Raw genomic sequence first — 17,201 nt, 5'->3', positions numbered from 1 at the left:
CCATGCACGTACTTCGAGTCGCTGTCCTGGCCGCGCTGCTCGCGATCGGGTCGTTCTTCCTGATCGTCGGAACGGTCGGACTGCTCAGACTGCCGGACGTCTACAACCGGATGCACGCCACGAGCAAGGCGACGACGCTCGGCGCGGCGTCGCTGTTTCTCGCCGGGGCCGTCTACTTCGGGCCGAAAGGTCCGGGGCTGGTGTCGCTGGTCGGGATCGTCTTCCTGTTTCTGACGGCCCCGACGGGGGCACACGTCATCTCCCGGGCCGCTCACAAGATGGGCGTCCCGTTCTACGGTCGCGCCGACTGGCCCGAAGAAGAACGCGAACAGCGCTAGCTGCGCGCCAATCGATCCGCGATTGCGTCTCCGAGCTGCTGTTTCGAGCCGCTGACGACCTCGACGTCGTCGTCGACGAGCAACGCTCGCGTCTCGGCCTCATCCATCACGTCCGCGTCGTTCGCCACGACGAACTCCAGCCCCACCCGATCACGCAGGTCGCGGGCCCGTTCGATCAGGGCGTCGTCGTCTCCCGTCGTCTCGGCTTTGAATCCGACCATCGGCAGGTCCGGATACGCCTCTCGGATCGTATCCAGTAGTTTGGGCGTCGGCTCGAGTTCGAGCGTCAGCGACTCCTTCCCCGACCGGATCTTCTCCGCGGCCGTCTCGACTGTGTAGTCGGCGATCGCGGCCGCCGAGACGAGCGCGTCCGCGTCCGCAGCAGCGTCTTCGGCGGCCGCGGTCATCTCCGCAGCACTCTCGACGGATTCGACGGTTGCGTACGGAACGTCCGGGCCGTCGTGGATCAGCGTCACGTCGGCACCGCGAACGTAGCAGGCCCGCGCGACCGCCCGGCCGGTCGCCCCGCTCGCGCGGTTCGTGAGCACCCGAATCGGATCGATCGATTCCGTTGTCGCGCCGGCCGTGACGACCACGTGCCGGCCGTCGAGGGGACGGTCGTCGACGGCGCGGGCGACGCCGGTCGCGATCGCCTCGTCGCTGGCGATCTTCGCCTTGCCCTCTTCGATCCGGGGCTCGACGAAGTGGACGCCCCACGATTCGAGTTGCTCGATGGCCTCGAGCACGCCCGGGTGGTCGTACATCGGCTTGTGCATCGCCGGTACGACGACGACCGGCAGCCCGGAGCCGAGCGCGGTCGTCGCACACGTCGTCACCGGCGTGTCGTCAACGGCGCTGGCCATCTTGCCGACGGTGTTGGCCGTGGCCGGCGAGACCAGATACACGTCCGCCCAGCCTTCGACGCCGCAGAGATCGACGTGTTCGACAGCGCCGGTGATCTCGGTGACGACGTCTCTCTCGGTCGCGAACTCGACGGACCACGGATGGATGATGTTCGCCGCCTCGGAGGTCATCACGGCCCGCACGTTCGCACCGTGACGCCTGAGTTCGTGGACGAACTCGACGGTCCTGACGGCCGCGATCGATCCCGTGATTCCGAGCGCGACGTTGACGCCCTCTAGCATACGTACCGCTTGGCCGGGCGGGGGTTTGAAACCACCTTTTTCACACCGTCGGACGTGGCTTCTTGCGGTCTTTCCCGCACTGAAGCGCAAGGCGTTCGCCTCGGAATTTCCGCAATGTGGACCCGGCTGCTTCTTTATGTTCGATTGACCACTATGTTGTATATGGGCCGCGACGCATCCGTTCCAGACGAACGGAACCTTCGTGAGGTAGTTCAGTTCTACCTTCTGGATCACGAGACTGGGTTAGGGAAGGCCATCGATATCGTCTTGCTGGGACTGAATCTGGTGTTCGTTGGCATATTCATCGTCGAAACGTATCCGATTGCCGACGATTTACGAGCCCTCCTTTGGAGTCTCGAAGTCAGCATTGCCTTCGTTTTCGCCGTGGAATATATAGCACGGTTGTACGGAGCTCCCGATCGCAGGGCCGAATTTTTCAACGGATACACGATGATAGATCTGATCGCGATTTTACCGACGCTTTTAGTATTCGTGTTTCCGGTGCCCGTTAGCGCGTTGCAGATCGGGTTTTTACGTGTGATTCGGGTCATCCGTGTGCTTCGGTTTTACCGGTTCACCGAGGACACGGAGTTTTTCTTCGGGACGGTTACAGACAACACCTTGCGCGCCGGGAGGCTCCTGTTGACGATCTTGGTTCTCCTGTTCATCTCAGCCGGGTTGTTCTACAGTGTCGAGCAGGCGGTAAACCCTGACGTTGCGACGTACGGTGACGCGTTCTATTACGCCGTGATATCACTGTCGACGACGGGATTTGGCGATATCATCCCGGTTACGACCACGGGCAGGTGGGTGACGGTCGGCTCAATTCTAGCCGCCATCATTGTCATCCCGCGGCAGGCGAGTAAGTTCGTCAGGGAGTGGACTTCCAAGGGGAAAGTCAACGTCACGTGTCCACAATGTGGGCTTGAATATCACGACCCGGACGCATCACATTGTAAAGCCTGTGGCCAGATCATTTATCAAGAACTCGACTCCAGAGGGTGAGTTCATCGGACGTCTGTGCGAGTCCCCGAATCCGAGACGAAAGCGATCGCGGTCACGACCGATCCAATCGGTCACCGAGCACCTGAAGTGAGTGGGGGCCCTGGCTATCCTCGATGAGTGACACCGGGAGTCCGCTGTCTCCGGATCGACCGGAAGCGGAACGGCCCTTCGAGGTCGACGCGCCGTTCGAGCCGGCAGGCGACCAGCCCGAGGCGATCGAACAGCTGGCGTCCGGCTTCCAGCAGGGCATGGACCAACAGACGCTGCTGGGGGTGACCGGATCCGGCAAGACGAATACGGTCTCGTGGGTCATCGAAGAGATCCAGAAACCCACGCTGGTCATCGCCCATAACAAGACGCTGGCCGCCCAGCTCTACGAGGAGTTTCGGGAGCTGTTCCCGAACAACGCCGTCGAGTATTTCGTCTCCTACTACGACTACTACCAGCCCGAGGCCTACGTCGAGCAGACCGACAAGTACATCGAGAAAGACGCCTCGATCAACGAGGAGATCGATCGCCTTCGCCACTCGGCGACGCGATCGCTTTTGACCCGCGAGGATGTCATCGTCGTCGCGTCGGTGTCGGCGATCTACGGTCTGGGCGACCCGCGGAACTACGTCGACATGTCGCTGCGGCTCGAACGCGGCCAGCGAATCGACCGCGACGAGTTGCTCGGCCGGCTGGTCGATCTAAACTACGAGCGCAACGACGTCGACTTTACCCAGGGAACGTTCCGGGTGCGCGGGGACACCGTCGAGATCTATCCGATGTACGGCCGCTACGCCGTGCGCGTCGAGATGTGGGGCGACGAGATCGACCGCCTCGTGAAGATCGACCCCCTGGAGGGCGAGATCAAAAGCGAAGAGCCGGCCGTGCTGGTCCACCCTGCGGAACACTACTCGATCCCCGAGGAGCGTCTCGAACGGGCCATCGCCGAGATCGAGGATCTGAAAGAGGAGCGCGTCGCCTACTTCGAACGGCAGGGCGATCTCGTGGCCGCTCAGCGGATCGAGGAGCGGACAACCTTCGACCTGGAAATGCTCAAAGAGACGGGCTACTGTTCGGGAATCGAGAATTACTCGGTCCACCTCTCGGATCGCGACTCCGGGGAAGCACCCTACACACTGCTGGATTACTTCCCGGACGACTTCCTGACTGTCATCGACGAGTCACACCAGACGATCCCCCAGATCCGCGGGCAATACGAGGGCGACAAGTCCCGCAAGGACTCGCTGGTCGAGAACGGTTTCCGGCTGCCCACCGCCTACGACAACCGGCCGCTGACGTTTGACGAGTTCGAGGAAAAGACCGACCGGACGCTGTACGTCAGCGCGACCCCGGGCGACTACGAGCGCGAGATCAGCGATCAGATCGTCGAGCAGATCGTCCGACCCACGCACCTGGTCGATCCGGAGATCGAGGTCAGTCCGGCCCAGAGCCAGGTCGAGGACCTGCTGACTCGGATAGACGATCGGGTCGAACAGGACGAGCGCGTGCTGGTGACGACGCTGACAAAGCGCATGGCCGAGGACCTGACCGAATACCTCGAAGAGGCGGGCGTCGCCGTCGAGTACATGCACGACGAGACCGACACGCTGGAGCGACACGAACTCGTTCGCGGGCTCCGAGCCGGTGAGTTCGACGTGCTGGTGGGGATCAACCTCCTGCGGGAGGGGCTGGACATCCCCGAGGTGTCGCTCGTGGCCATTCTGGACGCCGACCAGGAGGGGTTCCTCCGGAGCGAGACGACGCTCGTCCAGACGATGGGACGGGCCGCGCGCAACGTCAACGGGCAGGTCGTCCTCTACGCGGACGAGCCAAGCGACGCGATGGAATCGGCCATCGAGGAGACGCGCCGCCGGCGGCGGATCCAGCGGGAGTACAACGAGAAACACGGCTTCGAGCCGACGACCATCGACAAGGAGATCGGCGAAACGAACCTCCCCGGGAGCAAGACCGACACCGGTGGCACGGCAGGGATGGAACCAGACGACTCAGCGGAGGCTGCCCGACTGATCGAAGAACTCGAAGAGCGAATGGAAGCCGCAGCCGACAACCTCGAGTTCGAACTCGCTGCGGACATCCGCGACCGGATCCGCGAACTCCGGGAGACGTACGATCTCGAGGGCGAGGACGAAGACGGCGTCGTCCCGGAGCCGGGACCGGGAGAACGGTAGCTTACAGAGATTCGAGGAGAAAGCCCACGACTTTAGTCGTGAGAGGGGGTCAAGTATCAGTCTGCTGGTGTCTAACTCGAACTGTCCCGTCGGCCCCGACACAGACCAGCAGGTCGGTCCGGACCTGTCGGCCGACGACGGCGTCGCCGGCTTCCTCGGCGATCGTGCCGAGCAGTTCGGGTGCCGTATACGGGACCTTGACGTCGGCGTCGTCACAGGCGTCGAAGACGTCGGCCGGCACGTCGTAGAGGTCGGTTCCAGCCTCGATCTCGACTTGCACCGGCGATCGGAGCGCTTCCGCGACGGCGACCGTATCGCGAGCCTTGCGGACGTTTTCGCGCGCGCTCGATTCGATACTCGCGACGTTCGCCCGGGAGGTGCCGAACCGATCGGCGATCGCCGACTGCGTGAGTCCGCGTTCGCGCAGCGCCAGCACCTCGGCCTGTCTGCGCGTCAGAATCGACTCCTCCGGATCGAAACCCGCACGGTCGAGGATCGTATCGGCGTCGGTCTCTGTCACGGTTTGCCCTAGCTCCCCCAGAAGTTGTCGCGACTGCCCAGTCGCGGACCCCTCTCGTCTGCGTCCGCTTCGGAACGGTCGTCGTCGGCGTCAGCGTCGTCGCCAGCGTCGGCGTCGGACGCGTCGTCCATCGGCAGCCGTTCGAGTTCCCTGGCCTTGGCATGGTTTGAGTGGACGTTCGTTATCTTTACGCGAGCGCGGGCGTCGGGGAGCACACCGTCGACGAGCACGATGAACCCGTCGTCGGTCCGGCCGACGCCAGCACCGCTCTCGTGGATGTCCTCGACGTCGATGACGACTTCCTCGCCGACGGTGACCGGCTTGGACTGCAGGTCTTCGATCGGCTGGTTGTAGTGGTTGCACCACTCGGCACCGCCGCGGTCGCCGTAGTGTTGACACCCCATCCCGGAGATACGCTCGGTGAATTCGGGGCAGTCGTCCGCGAGTGGACAGTCCGGCATCGTACCTGCGGTTACGTGGGACGGAAGTAAACGCTTGCGGGTTCATACGGACCGCTATACCGATTTCCGTTTCGACCGACGCGTTCGTGCGGTCGCTTCGAAACGGGCGCACAGCAGTCCGTATCACATCGGTTGTTACTGGGCGGTTTCGGCAACGACGCTCACTTGGTGCACCGCTGCAGGTGATCGGACGACGTGACGAACCCGTCGGTCTCGAGTCGCGCGGCGACAGGATCGGAGAGTCGTTCGTTCTCGGGGGCGGGATAGTCGAGCCAGCCGCCGTCGCTGTGGGTCCGGCCGTCGATTTCGCCAACGACGTTGTGCAAGAGTGCATGCGTGATCGTCGCGACGCGGATCGAGACGTTCCCCTCGTAGTCCGTGAATTCGGTGCCGTCGACGACCGACGCGTAGCCGGGCGTCTCGGCGTATCCGACTGGCGCCGTCTCTCGGGCGCTGGCGAGCGTGACCTGGTTGTACGTGCAGAACCGATCGCCGAGTCGCTGTCTCGTGTAGAACTGATCGGCGCCGGTGTCGTCAGTGATCGAAACCGGGCGGTCGAGTGTCCCGCCGCTGTCGCCGCTATCAACGAGGTGTAGCGAGATCCCGCTCGTTCCATCCGGGTTTTCGACCGGCATCGAGGCCCAGACGTCCCCAAGCTGCGCTCGTTCGGCGTCGCTGAGTCGCGACACACTGTCGCCGTAGTCAATCTGCACGTACAGATCCAGCCTGCCCGGGTCGGCGTCCGGGAGCGGTGCACCGCCCGGTGTGCGTCCGGTACGTTCCCACTCGTCGGCAAGCCCGTCCGCGTCCCCGTCCGTGTAGAAACGCCCGCGGGGGATGTCAGTCCCGTTGCCGCGCCGCACCGCGTCGTCCGCAAAGTGGTCTTCGATCGCGATCGCCACGTCCCCCTGTCGGATGTCTTCGACGATGTCGTCCATACCGGTGTTTTCGGTCAGTGCAGCCCCGAACCACGGGAGGGCGACCGCGAGTCCGACGAACAGCACGACGACGAACGCGACCATGAACACGAGTGCCGACGTCGCGGGCGAATCCGGCCGGAGTCGGTCGATCCCGTTCGCGATCCGGGGACCGACGACGCCGATCGAGGTGAGCAGCCGCACGAACCCGGCCAGGATCAGCAACGACACGACGGAAATGGCCACGAGAACCGCTCCGAGAAGCACCCATTCAGGCGCTTCGAGACGGACACCCTGCCACTGTGTCCGGACAAGCTCGTACGCCGCACCGAGGATGCGGGGTAGCGTCCCCGTGACCGTCAGTACGAGGACGGCTACGACGATCGTCCCGACGGTTTTTCGGCCCGGTCGCGGCATGTGCCACGGCTATTTCGGCGAGTCGGTTATAACTCTATCCACCGCATCCCGTCCGCACAGGTCGTCGAAGTCGCGAGAAACGCTCGACGGCTCGCTCTCTTGCGGCTTTGCCGCTCCGGTTCGAGATTCCTCGTTACACTCGGAATCTCGCTACTCTGCCTCGCGGCTCCTCACGTCACCGCTCGGCTTGTTCGAGACTTCTCGCGCTGCTCGAAGTCTCGCTACTCCTTCGCGGGTCACATCCGTTCCCCGCTCCGGTTCGAGACTTCTCGCGCTGCTCGAAGTCTCGCTACTCCACGTACGTATATTTCCGCTCGCCCATTCGACCCCAGCCGTCGAAGACGAATTCTTCTTCGGGCGTGGTGAAGGCGTCGACATCGGTCGTTTCGTCGTGGTTGTGCACGTCGTGGATCAGTTCGTACTCGTCCCACGAGAGGTCGTAGCGCTCGACGAGCTGGTCGTCGACGTTCAGCTGCGCGATCTCGTCCTCCCAGCCAGGCTGGACCGTCTCGCCGTGGATCTCGGCCTGTGCACCCGATCCGTACGAGCCGACCAGCAACCGCGCGTCGTCGAGGTCGATCCCGTTCTCCCGGGCGTGCTTGAGTGCGGAGACCCGGGCGACGTGGACCGATCCCGTATACCAGTTGCCGACGCGCGAGGAGATCTCGATCGTCGGCGCGATCGCGCGGTCGTACCACTCGCGATAGAGCTCCGTCTCGGTCAGCTTGTCAGTGTACTCTTTGAGTGCCTCGCGGTACTCCTCGTCGTCATCGAACGCTTCGGGCCGGGGCTGCGGACCGATCTCTTCGGCCAGTTCGTCCTCGATGTCGGTATCACGGACAACGTGTCGATAGCCCAGCGCCGCGGCCTTCCGGACCATCCCCGGGAACGGCGTGTGGAACGGGATGAACGCGAAGTCGTCGGGATGGGTCTCGACCTGCGTCTCGTAGTCCTCCAGCGCCTCGCGCATCCGCATGAGATAGACCTGCATCGAGCGCTTGCCGTCGACCGAGGGGAACTGCTGGTTGGGCTTGAGGAAGTCCGTCTCGTCGACACTACCGACACCCTGCTCGGGTTCGATCGTGACGAGATCGGGATCCTCGTCGATGAGCATCGCCACGGCACCGGCGCCCTGGGTCGCCTCGCCCGAATCGCCACGCTCGTAAAGCGCAGTGTCGGTCGCGATGACTATCGCGGCACGGCCGCGGTTCTTGTCGGCGGCGATCCAGTTGACGGCGTCGTCGATACTCTGGGTGCCGGCGATGCAGGCGAACTTGCGCTCGCCCTTGTTCGCGTGGCGGAAGTCGCCGTCGTAGACCTGTTCCAGACAGCCGGCCACGTACGTCGAAACCGGCTTGGAATGGTCGAACGCGCTCTCGGTCGCGACGTCGATCCGGCCGATGTCGTCCGGATCTAGCCCCTTGCGGTCCATCAACCGCTTCGAGGCGTTGGCCGCCATCGTCACGATGTCCTCGTAGGCGTCCGGGAACGAACTCGCGTACAGCCCCAGCCCCTTCGTGTACTTCGCCGGGTCTTCGTCTTTCACTTCTGCGAACGTCTCCGGGAGATCGAGCTTGAGCTTCCCTGATCGGATCTCGACGGCGTCGATGCCTACGTCTGTCATGTTCACCTGTTGAGACGGGTATCTGGGTTAAGTGTTTGTCGACTCCTGTTACGACAGTTGTCGAAATCCGTCGAGCTTTTGTCCGACGCACGTCCCACGTCGAACATGGCACAGCGAGTCATTCACGTCGGCTGTGGCGGCTGGGGCGCGATGTGGTGTCACGAGTTCCTCCCGGCGAACGTCGAAGACGGCACGATCGAAGTCGTCGCGGCTGTCGACCGGAACCCCGACGCGCTGGAGAACGCCCGTGAGGGGCTCGGACTGTCCGAAGAGCGCTGCTACACTGACGTCGAACGTGCGTTCGCCGCCCACGACGCCGAGTTCGCGACGCTGGTCGTGCCGCCCGAAGCGCGAAAACCGCTGGTCGAGACCGCCCTCGAACACGGTCTGGACCTGCTCACCGAGAAACCGATCGCGCCGACGCTCGCGGAGGCGACCGAGATCGCCGAAATGGTTGCCGACGCCGGTGCGAAGATGGCCGTAACGATGAGTCACCGGTTCGACCGCGACAAGGTGACCCTCCGAAGTCGACTCCAGAATGGCGAGTACGGGCCGCTGGACTACCTGGTGATGCGGTTCACCCAGCGGTATCGCCAGCGCGACGAGTGGGTCGCCGGGCGTCCCTACGAGATGGAGCACCCGCTGCTGGTCGAGGGTGGCGTGCATCATCTCGACCTGCTGGCGTCGCTCGCGGACGCGAAATGTGAACGACTCTACGCGCGTACGTGGAACCCAGAATGGAGCGATTTCAGCGGTGACTCGCAGGTGCTGGTGACGATGGACTTCGAGAACGGCGTCCACGCGACCTACGAGGGTGCGACGACGAACGCCGTCGCACTCAACGGCTGGGAAAACGAGTACATTCGCGCGGAGTGTCGCGATGCGACGCTGGAACTCGACGCCCGCGAACTGACAGTCTATCCGTACGATCCCGAGGCCGAGCCCAGGCACAACGCCGAAGGTCCGCCCGAGGGCAAGTCGATCCCGCTGGGAGACGGCGAGAAGTGGATGAACACGTGGCTCATCGAACGGTTCGTCCAGTGGCGGGCCGGTGGCGAACCGATGGCGACCCGCGTCGAACGAAACCTCCAGTCGATGGCACTCATCGAGGCCGCGATGCGATCGAGCGAACGTGACGAACCCGTGCAGGTCCAGGCACTGCTCGACCGAGAGTGAGTGCATCCATTAGGCGAATCCCCGGTATGACGGGCCCTATGACCCTCAAACACGTGTTCTCTCGATGTAGCAGAGAATCGTGATGTTTTTGTTCTTCGCGTATTATCATCTTTAGTCATGAGACGGAGACAGTACCTCAGCAGTGTCGCAAGCATCGGTGCCGTTTCAGCACTTGGCGTCCAGTCGGTCGGAGCAGACACAGGCCGGTTGTCGAGTCTGGCTGCCCAGACTGACGGCACCATGACAATCGGCGATCGGGAGGGCGACGACTACGGACCCGGCACATACACGTATCCGACGAATGATCAGCTTCCTGAGGGCTGTTTCGACGTCACCGGCATCGAGGTCGAAGACACCGGCGATCACTGGGAGTTCACCAACCACATGGGAACGGTACCGAACTCCTTCGGCGGCGACGAAGGGTTCAGCGTTCAGGTCTTCCAGCTGTACATCCAGGACCCCAACGCGCCGGACGACGCACCCTCGACCTCGGAGGGTCGCGAAGGCGTCACCTCGACCTTCCAGGAAGAGTATCACTACCGCGTGCACGTCATGACCGGCCAGCGCGTGGTCGAAGACGCCGAGGGCAACGTCCTCGCCGAGGGGATTCCCGCCTCCGGCGACACCGAGAACAACACCATCTCCTTCAGTATCCCCAAGGAGCCGTTCGACTCGGACTCCCTCGACGACCTGAAGATGACGATGCTGGTGTTCAGCCAGGACGGCTTCGGCGTGGGTGGCATCCGCCAGAGCGTCGGCGAGAACGCCGGCGAGTGGGCCATCGGCGGTGCCAACCCCGACGCCGTCGAGAACGCGCCCAAGGCGATGGATCTGGTCGGGCCGGAGACGATCGTCGACCAGGAGGACGCGCTCTCCTACAGCACGGACGCAGCGCCCTCGATCCCGCTGTACAGCGTCGCCGATCTGATCGCTGGCGACACGATCAGCGATCCGGAAGGCGACGATAACGGTCCGGGCACGTACACGTATCCGACGAATGACCAGCTTCCTGAGGGCTGTTTCGACGTCACCGGTGTCGAACTCCAGAGCACGGCGGATCACTGGGAGTTCACCAACCACATGGGGACGGTACCGAACTCCTTCGGCGGCGACGAAGGGTTCAGCGTCCAGGTCTTCCAGCTGTACATCCACGACACGAACGCGCCGGACGACGCGCCCGCGACCGCCGAAGGCCGCGAGGGCGTCACCTCGACCTTCCAAGAAGAGTATCACTACCGCGTACACGTCATGACCGGCCAGCGCGTGGTCGAAGACGCCGAGGGCAACGTCCTCGCCGAGGGGATTCCCGCCTCCGGCGACACCGAGAACAACACCATCTCCTTCAGTATCCCCAAGGAGCCGTTCGACTCGGACTCCCTCGACGACCTGAAGATGACGATGCTGGTGTTCAGCCAGGACGGCTTCGGCGTGGGTGGCATCCGCCAGAGCGTCGGCGAGAACGCCGGCGAGTGGGCCATCGGCGGTGCCAACCCCGACGCCGTCGAGAACGCGCCCAAGGCGATGGAACTCGTCGGGCCGGAAGACGTCGTCAAACAGGAAGAGTCGCTGGCCTACAGCGCTGACTCGGTGCCTACGGTACCGTTGTTCGATACGAAATCGCTGGTCACAGGAGAAGTCAGCATCTCCCTGTCGCCAGTCGCGGCCCCGATCGGGGAAGTCTGGGGGACCCTGGAGGGCACGCTCGACGGCACGAACTCCTCCGGTCCCGAGGGCGTCGAGCTGAGCTACCAGTGGGAGCAGACCTCCGGTCCCGAAGCCGAAATCGCCGATCCGAGCGCGGCCGAGGCGACGTTCACTGCGCCGGACGTCGACGAAGAGACCGAACTGGAGTTCACGCTGACGATTAGCGATCCGGACGGGAACGAGGCGTCCGACACGACGACGGCGATGGTCATCCCGCAGTCGGCAAACGACGCGCCGACCGCCGACGCCGGCGAGAACCAGACGGTCGATCCGGGCGAGATGGTTTCGCTGCAGGCGGTCAACTCCGAGGACCCCAACGGCGGGACGCTCTCCTATCAGTGGGAGCAGACCTCCGGCCCCGACATCGACCTCGTCGGTCCGGACAGCATCGGCGCGGCATTCAAGGCGCCGGAAGTCGAGGAAGACACCGACTTCGTCTTCGAACTGACCGTCAACGACGGCCAGGGCAAGACCGCGACCGACTCGGTCACGATCACCGTCCGCGGGCCCGAAGAGACCGAGACCCCAACCGAAACTGAAACCGAGACCGAAGAAGACACCGGTGACGGCTTCGGACCCGGCTTCGGTGCGGTGACCGGTCTGGTCGGTGCTGCCGGCGGGGCCGCTTACGCGGCCAAGCGCCGTCTCGGCGGCGACGAAGGCGAAGAGTAACGGACGCTCCGTTATTCCACCGGCCGTCCATCACTATCGATGGACACTTTTATTAGAATCGTCGGCTAACCCAGGGGCTACGACGCAGTTCCCGTTGGTTCCCGGTGCGGTCCCGGAGCCAGCCGCTGCGCGAAGCCCCCACAGGGAATGAAACGACGACAGTACCTTGGCGGCATGGCCACCCTCGGTACGTTTTCGGCCGTGCCTGCAGTTACGGAAGGTGCACAGTCACTGGCAACGACGCGATCGGTGGGTGATAGCCACCACCCCGGTCCACCACGCGTGATGCACGCCGGCGAGAAACTCGTCGATCCGCTCACGCCGGATTACAGAGGTGACGGGGCACCCGACGGGCGGAATACGCTCGCCCCACGGATTCCCGAACCCGAACGGGATCCCGACAACTACGGGTCCGAGGCGTTCACCTGGCGCGTCGTCGACACGCCAGACGACAGCGACGTCTCCGGGTTCTACTCGAATCCCGGGGAGTACGACTACGGAACGGGTGTCGAGGAGTTCGATCCCGACGTGCCCGGGACGTACACGCTGGCACTCGACGCGCCCGACGGAACGCACCAGCTGACAGTCCGGGTGTTTCCGGAGCCGCCGGACGGCGCAGCCGGCCCGCCTCGGGTCGATCCCGTCAGCGAATACGGCGACGGCGAGTTCGTGATCGAGGCCAACGCGACCCCTGCACCGGACAGCAGGACCGCCCCGACGGAACTGACCGTCGAATTTCTCACCGACGACCGCGACGGGCTATCGGCGGACGATCTGACCGTCGAAGGTGCGACCGCGACCGTACCGGCCGACGCGATCGAGGGGACGGCACGCGTCCACGTCGTCGCTGCTGACGACCAGCCTGGAATCATCGGGACGGCCGAACTCGACGCCGACGCTGGCGAGACGGCACGACCCGACACCCCGCCGGAGTGGATCCACGATTCGGTGATGTACACGATTTTCACGCGGTCGTTCGGCTCCGAAGCGGGCGAGGTCGACTTCCAGTACCTGCAGGACCGGGTCGACTACCTCGCCGATCTCGGCGTCGATATCGTCTGGCTCACGCCGATCGTCGAGGCGTCGACACACGTCAAAGACGATCCGGCGGGTGGGCCCCACGGCTACGATACGACCAACTACTTCGAGACCGCAGACCCGCTGGGATCAGTCGAAGAGTACGAGGCGTTCGTCGACGCCTGCCACGAGCAGGACATCAAGGTCTGTTTCGACCTGGTGATCAACCACACGGACATCCAGCACCCGTTCTTCGCCGACGCCGACGCGAACGGCACGGACTCGAAGTACTACGAGTGGTTCGAACGGCTCGAAGACGGCACCCCCAACCACTACTTCGGCTGGACGAACCTGATGAACATCAACTACCAGTCGGTCGCGATGCGCGAGCACATCCTCGCAGCCGTCGACTTCTGGACGGACATCGTCGACGGCTTCCGGTGTGACATCGCCTACGGCGTACCCCACGACTTCTGGAAGGAAATCCGGCAGTTGATCCGCGCCAAGGACAGCGACGTCTTCCTGCTGGACGAGGCGATCCCTTACGACGCGCGGTTCAGCGAAGGCGAGTTCGACATGCACTTCGACGAGGTGCTGGCCGAAAACGTCCGCGCGATCGGCCAGGGTGGCGTCAACGCCGAGCGAGTGCTGGAGGCGACCACCGAGCGAAAACAGCGCGGCGTCCCCGACTGGACGGTCTTCCTGCAGTACGTCGAGACCCACGACATGAGCCGGTATCTCGACGTCGCCGAGAAGACGGCCGAGCGGGCCGCCGCCGCGGCGACGTTCACGCTGCCCGGCGTGCCGATGCTCTATTACGGGCAAGAGCGCGCGATCGCCGAATACAGCGAACCCCGACTGGAAGAACGCGGTCACTTCCGGTCGTTCATGAACTGGGACGAGTACGACGCCGAGCACCTGGCGTTCTACAAGTCGCTCGTCGACGCCCGCAAGGAGGTGCCCGCACTCCAGCACGACGCTGCCCTCCGCGGAGCGTATTACGAGAGCGACTCCGAACAGGTCGTCGCCTACGGCCGCGACGCCGGCGATCAGAAAGCCGTGGTCGTCCTGCACTTCGGCGAGGGGACCGAAACGGTCGCCCTGCGCGGTCCCGTCTCGACGACCGACCTCGTCTCCGGAACCGACGTCGGGATCGAGTCCGACGACGGCCTGACTCACGTCGAGGTCGACTCCGTCGCTGTTCTGGAGACGCTCTCGCTGTCCGGCCTGGGGCCGCATCTGGCAGGAACCGACGACGAGGTCGGCGACGACCACGGCCCCGGCGGCTACACCTACCCGACTGGCGACGCTTACACCGAGGGCGCGTTCGATCTGACGGGACTCGACATTCACGAGACCGACACCGAGTATCAGCTCCGGTTCACGGTCGACGGTCCCGTGGAGAACCCCGACGGCTACGACGGCGGGTTCTCCGCACAGCACGTCCAGGTGTACGTCCGCGATCCGACGGATCCGGACGGCGGTGAGTTCGCCCGCGAGGGGCTTGACGCGCTGCTCGCGGACCCCTACCAGTGCCGGATCGTCGCCGACGGCGAGCACGGAGCCCGCGTCGAGACGCCGGAAGGAGAGACCGTCGCCGAAGGATCGGTCTTCGCGAGTCCGTCGACGAACTCGATCAGGATCGACATTCCGGATCACGCGATCCCGGGCGACCCCACCGAACTCGAACTCGCGCCGCTGTTGCTCGGCTACGATCCCGACGCGCCGGGCAATGTAATGGGTGTCGGCGAGTCCGCAGACGAGGGACAGTTCGGTGGCCGATCCGGCGAGAACGCCCCGCAGGTGATCGACATGATCGCCCCCGAGGGAATCACACAGGCCGAGGCACTCGATCCGGGCGAGGATCTGGCAGAAATCCCCTACGTCGTCCTGGGCGATCCCTTCGACGGCGAGGTCATCGAGCGGTTCGAGGACGAGGTCGGCGACGACCACGGCCCCGGATCCTACACGTACCCCGACGACGAGGACATGTCCGCAGGCGATCTCGACGTCGAGTCGGTGACCGTCTACGATGACGGCGATCGCTACCGGTTCGCGTACCGCTTCGCGGGCGATCTGACCAACCCCTGGAGTGGCGAGTACGGCTTCTCGGCCCAGCACCTGCAGTTGTACGTCCGCAACCCCGCCAGCGACGCGCCGACGGCGACGAACGGACGGCCAGGGACGAACGTCGCCTTCGCCGACCCCTATCACTACCGGATCAAAATCGAAGGGTACGAGGGCCACAGCGTGGTCGAGAACGCCGCCGGCGAGGTCGTCACCGACGACGTGACCGTCGGGGCCTACCGGTCGATGGACACGATCGCGTTCTCGGTCCCGAAATCGGCTCTCGGCGGCGAGATCGATAGCGCCGAGATCGCGCCGCTGGCCTTCGGATTCGACCCCGAAGGGCCGGGTCGCGTCCGTCAGGTCAGACCAGCGGCGACGGAGATGCAGTTCGGCGGTGGCACGACGGACGACGATCCGGCAGTCATCGACATGCTCGTTCCCGAAGGAGCGTCCCAGAGCGACGTCCTGGAGTCCGGCGACGCGCTGCCGTACCTCTCTCTTGCGGGCTTCTCCGGGACCCTCCTCCACAGCTGGGACGACGAGGTCGGCGACGACCACGGTCCGGGCAGTTATACCTATCCGACCGCCGAGGACATTCCAGCGGACGTCTATGACATCACGAAAGTCGAACTGTATGAGGTCGGAGACAGGTATCGGTTCGTCTACTACCTGAACGGCCCGATCACCAATCCCTGGAGCGGCAGCGATGGATTCTCCCTACACAACTTCCAGGTGTACATCCACGATCCGAACGCGACAGACCTCCCGTCCGGAACGGAAGCGCGCGAGGGCGTCAACGTGGCGTTCAGCCGACCGTATCACTATCGGGTCGTTGTCGACGGCTACAGTCTGCGAAGCGTCGTCGCGGGCGACGGCGAGACTATCACACAGGACGTCGAGGCGCAGGCCCACCCCGATCTCGGTGCGATCGCATTCGACATGCCGGGCGACGCATTCGAGCGCGATCTCGCCGATCACCACTTTATGCCGCTCATCCTCGGACACGACAACTACGGGACCGGGGCCGTCAGAGCGGTCTCGGAAGACGGCGGCAAGTGGGAGTTCGGCGGCGGCACCGGAACGAACGACCCCGGGGTCATCGACATGATCACACCCGAAGGCACCACCCAGTCGGAGGCCCTCGAGTACTCGCCAGACCAGCAGGCAAAGCTCCCGTACGTGCCGAAGATCGAAGGCGAGCCGGGTCAGCCGATGGCCGTCGCCAGCGCCGATCGGACGGTATTTGCGTCGACCGACGTCGAACTTGACGGATCCGGTTCGAGCGATCCGGAGGGCCAGGAGCTGACCTACGAATGGGTTCAGATCGCCGGCCCGGACGTCGATCTGTCTGACGCGGCCGCGGTCCAGCCGACCTTCACCGCGCCGGACGTCGACGAAGAGACCGAACTGGAGTTCGAACTCGCCGTCACCGATCCGGACAGCAACAGCGCGACGGCGACCGCGACCGTCACCGTCCGTCCACAGTCGGCAAACGACGCGCCGATCGCCGACGCCGGCGAGGATCGGACGGTCGATCCGGGCGAGATGGTCTCGCTGCAGGCGGTCAGTTCCGAAGACCCCAACGGCGGGACGCTCTCCTACCAGTGGGAGCAGACCACCGGTCCCGACGTCGAACTCACCGGCGCGGACAGCATCGGTGCAGCGTTCAAGGTCCCGGAGGTCGAGGAAGACACCGGCCTCGTCTTCGAACTGACCGTCGACGATGGCCAGGGCAAGACCGCCACCGACTCCGTCACGATTACCGTCCGCAGCACGGGCGACGGTGACGGAACGACCACGACCGAAACCGAAACGGAAGAGGGCGACGGCTTCGGACCCGGCTTCGGTGTGGTGACCGGCCTGGTCGGGGCTGCCGGCGGGACCGCTTACGTGGCCAGGCGACGACTCGGCGGCGACGAAGACGAGGAGTAGACAGCGCTTTTCCTGTTCGACACGGG

The 17,201-nt window shown here is 64.4% G+C and carries 11 protein-coding genes; 6 read left to right on the top strand and 5 right to left on the bottom strand.

Annotated features, from left to right (window positions below; genetic code table 11):
• The first annotated feature begins 2 nt into the window (after positions 1-2).
• Positions 3-338 carry a monovalent cation/H(+) antiporter subunit G gene (gene mnhG / locus OB916_RS00460; RefSeq protein WP_315907311.1) on the top strand — a complete coding sequence of 112 codons (336 nt, stop codon included), beginning with the start codon at positions 3-5 and terminating at the stop codon, positions 336-338.
• On the opposite strand, the gene coaBC is transcribed toward mnhG, so the two are convergent.
• The gene (coaBC, locus tag OB916_RS00455) at positions 335-1,483 is read right to left on the bottom strand and encodes a bifunctional phosphopantothenoylcysteine decarboxylase/phosphopantothenate--cysteine ligase CoaBC (RefSeq protein ID WP_315907310.1); all 1,149 of its coding nucleotides are present in this window, start codon (positions 1,481-1,483) and stop codon (positions 335-337) included. The two genes, mnhG and coaBC, sit on opposite strands and share 4 nt — an antisense overlap.
• A 162-nt stretch (positions 1,484-1,645) precedes the next feature.
• Between coaBC and OB916_RS00450 the strand changes: the two genes are divergently transcribed.
• Complete coding sequence (locus OB916_RS00450) at positions 1,646-2,488, top strand: ion transporter (protein ID WP_315907309.1); 843 nt, start codon at positions 1,646-1,648, stop codon at positions 2,486-2,488.
• Between the two features lie 113 nt (positions 2,489-2,601).
• Entirely contained in the window at positions 2,602-4,665 is a 2,064-nt protein-coding gene (uvrB, locus tag OB916_RS00445) for an excinuclease ABC subunit UvrB (RefSeq protein WP_315907308.1), read from the top strand.
• A gap of 49 nt (positions 4,666-4,714) precedes the next feature.
• Here uvrB and OB916_RS00440 read toward each other — a convergent pair whose 3' ends face one another.
• The 4 genes from OB916_RS00440 to hmgB form a co-directional block, all read right to left on the bottom strand.
• Positions 4,715-5,185, bottom strand: coding sequence for a Tfx family DNA-binding protein (locus tag OB916_RS00440; protein ID WP_315907307.1), 471 nt, complete (start codon positions 5,183-5,185; stop codon positions 4,715-4,717).
• Between the two features lie 8 nt (positions 5,186-5,193).
• Positions 5,194-5,646 carry a TRAM domain-containing protein gene (locus tag OB916_RS00435; RefSeq protein WP_315907306.1) on the bottom strand — a complete coding sequence of 151 codons (453 nt, stop codon included), beginning with the start codon at positions 5,644-5,646 and terminating at the stop codon, positions 5,194-5,196.
• A 161-nt stretch (positions 5,647-5,807) separates the two neighbouring features.
• Entirely contained in the window at positions 5,808-6,980 is a 1,173-nt protein-coding gene (locus tag OB916_RS00430) for a hypothetical protein (RefSeq protein WP_315907305.1), read from the bottom strand.
• A 289-nt stretch (positions 6,981-7,269) separates the two neighbouring features.
• The gene (gene hmgB, locus OB916_RS00425) at positions 7,270-8,604 is read right to left on the bottom strand and encodes a hydroxymethylglutaryl-CoA synthase (RefSeq protein WP_315907304.1); all 1,335 of its coding nucleotides are present in this window, start codon (positions 8,602-8,604) and stop codon (positions 7,270-7,272) included.
• Between the two features lie 105 nt (positions 8,605-8,709).
• Between hmgB and OB916_RS00420 the strand changes: the two genes are divergently transcribed.
• The 3 genes from OB916_RS00420 (at position 8,710) to OB916_RS00410 (ending at position 17,175) form a co-directional block, all read left to right on the top strand.
• Positions 8,710-9,780: a Gfo/Idh/MocA family protein gene (locus tag OB916_RS00420; RefSeq protein WP_315907303.1), complete on the top strand. Its 1,071-nt coding sequence runs from the start codon at positions 8,710-8,712 to the stop codon at positions 9,778-9,780.
• 117 nt (positions 9,781-9,897) lie between these two features.
• Positions 9,898-12,156: a glucodextranase DOMON-like domain-containing protein gene (locus OB916_RS00415; protein WP_315907302.1), complete on the top strand. Its 2,259-nt coding sequence runs from the start codon at positions 9,898-9,900 to the stop codon at positions 12,154-12,156.
• A gap of 147 nt (positions 12,157-12,303) precedes the next feature.
• Positions 12,304-17,175 carry a glucodextranase DOMON-like domain-containing protein gene (locus tag OB916_RS00410; RefSeq protein WP_315907301.1) on the top strand — a complete coding sequence of 1,624 codons (4,872 nt, stop codon included), beginning with the start codon at positions 12,304-12,306 and terminating at the stop codon, positions 17,173-17,175.
• Positions 17,176-17,201 lie beyond the last annotated feature (26 nt).

This window comes from Halapricum hydrolyticum, assembly GCF_025517535.1.
Taxonomy (GTDB): Archaea; Halobacteriota; Halobacteria; order Halobacteriales; family Haloarculaceae; genus Halapricum; species Halapricum hydrolyticum.
This window is presented reverse-complemented; position numbering and strand designations above follow the sequence as displayed.

Coding starts and splice junctions, on each gene's coding strand:
- OB916_RS00410 (WP_315907301.1), top strand. CDS start 12,304: ATGAAACGACGACAGTACCTTGGCGGCATGGCCACCCTCGGTACGTTT.
- OB916_RS00450 (WP_315907309.1), top strand. CDS start 1,646: ATGGGCCGCGACGCATCCGTTCCAGACGAACGGAACCTTCGTGAGGTA.
- coaBC (WP_315907310.1), bottom strand. CDS start 1,483: ATGCTAGAGGGCGTCAACGTCGCGCTCGGAATCACGGGATCGATCGCG.
- mnhG (WP_315907311.1), top strand. CDS start 3: ATGCACGTACTTCGAGTCGCTGTCCTGGCCGCGCTGCTCGCGATCGGG.
- uvrB (WP_315907308.1), top strand. CDS start 2,602: ATGAGTGACACCGGGAGTCCGCTGTCTCCGGATCGACCGGAAGCGGAA.
- OB916_RS00415 (WP_315907302.1), top strand. CDS start 9,898: ATGAGACGGAGACAGTACCTCAGCAGTGTCGCAAGCATCGGTGCCGTT.
- OB916_RS00435 (WP_315907306.1), bottom strand. CDS start 5,646: ATGCCGGACTGTCCACTCGCGGACGACTGCCCCGAATTCACCGAGCGT.
- OB916_RS00430 (WP_315907305.1), bottom strand. CDS start 6,980: ATGCCGCGACCGGGCCGAAAAACCGTCGGGACGATCGTCGTAGCCGTC.
- hmgB (WP_315907304.1), bottom strand. CDS start 8,604: ATGACAGACGTAGGCATCGACGCCGTCGAGATCCGATCAGGGAAGCTC.
- OB916_RS00420 (WP_315907303.1), top strand. CDS start 8,710: ATGGCACAGCGAGTCATTCACGTCGGCTGTGGCGGCTGGGGCGCGATG.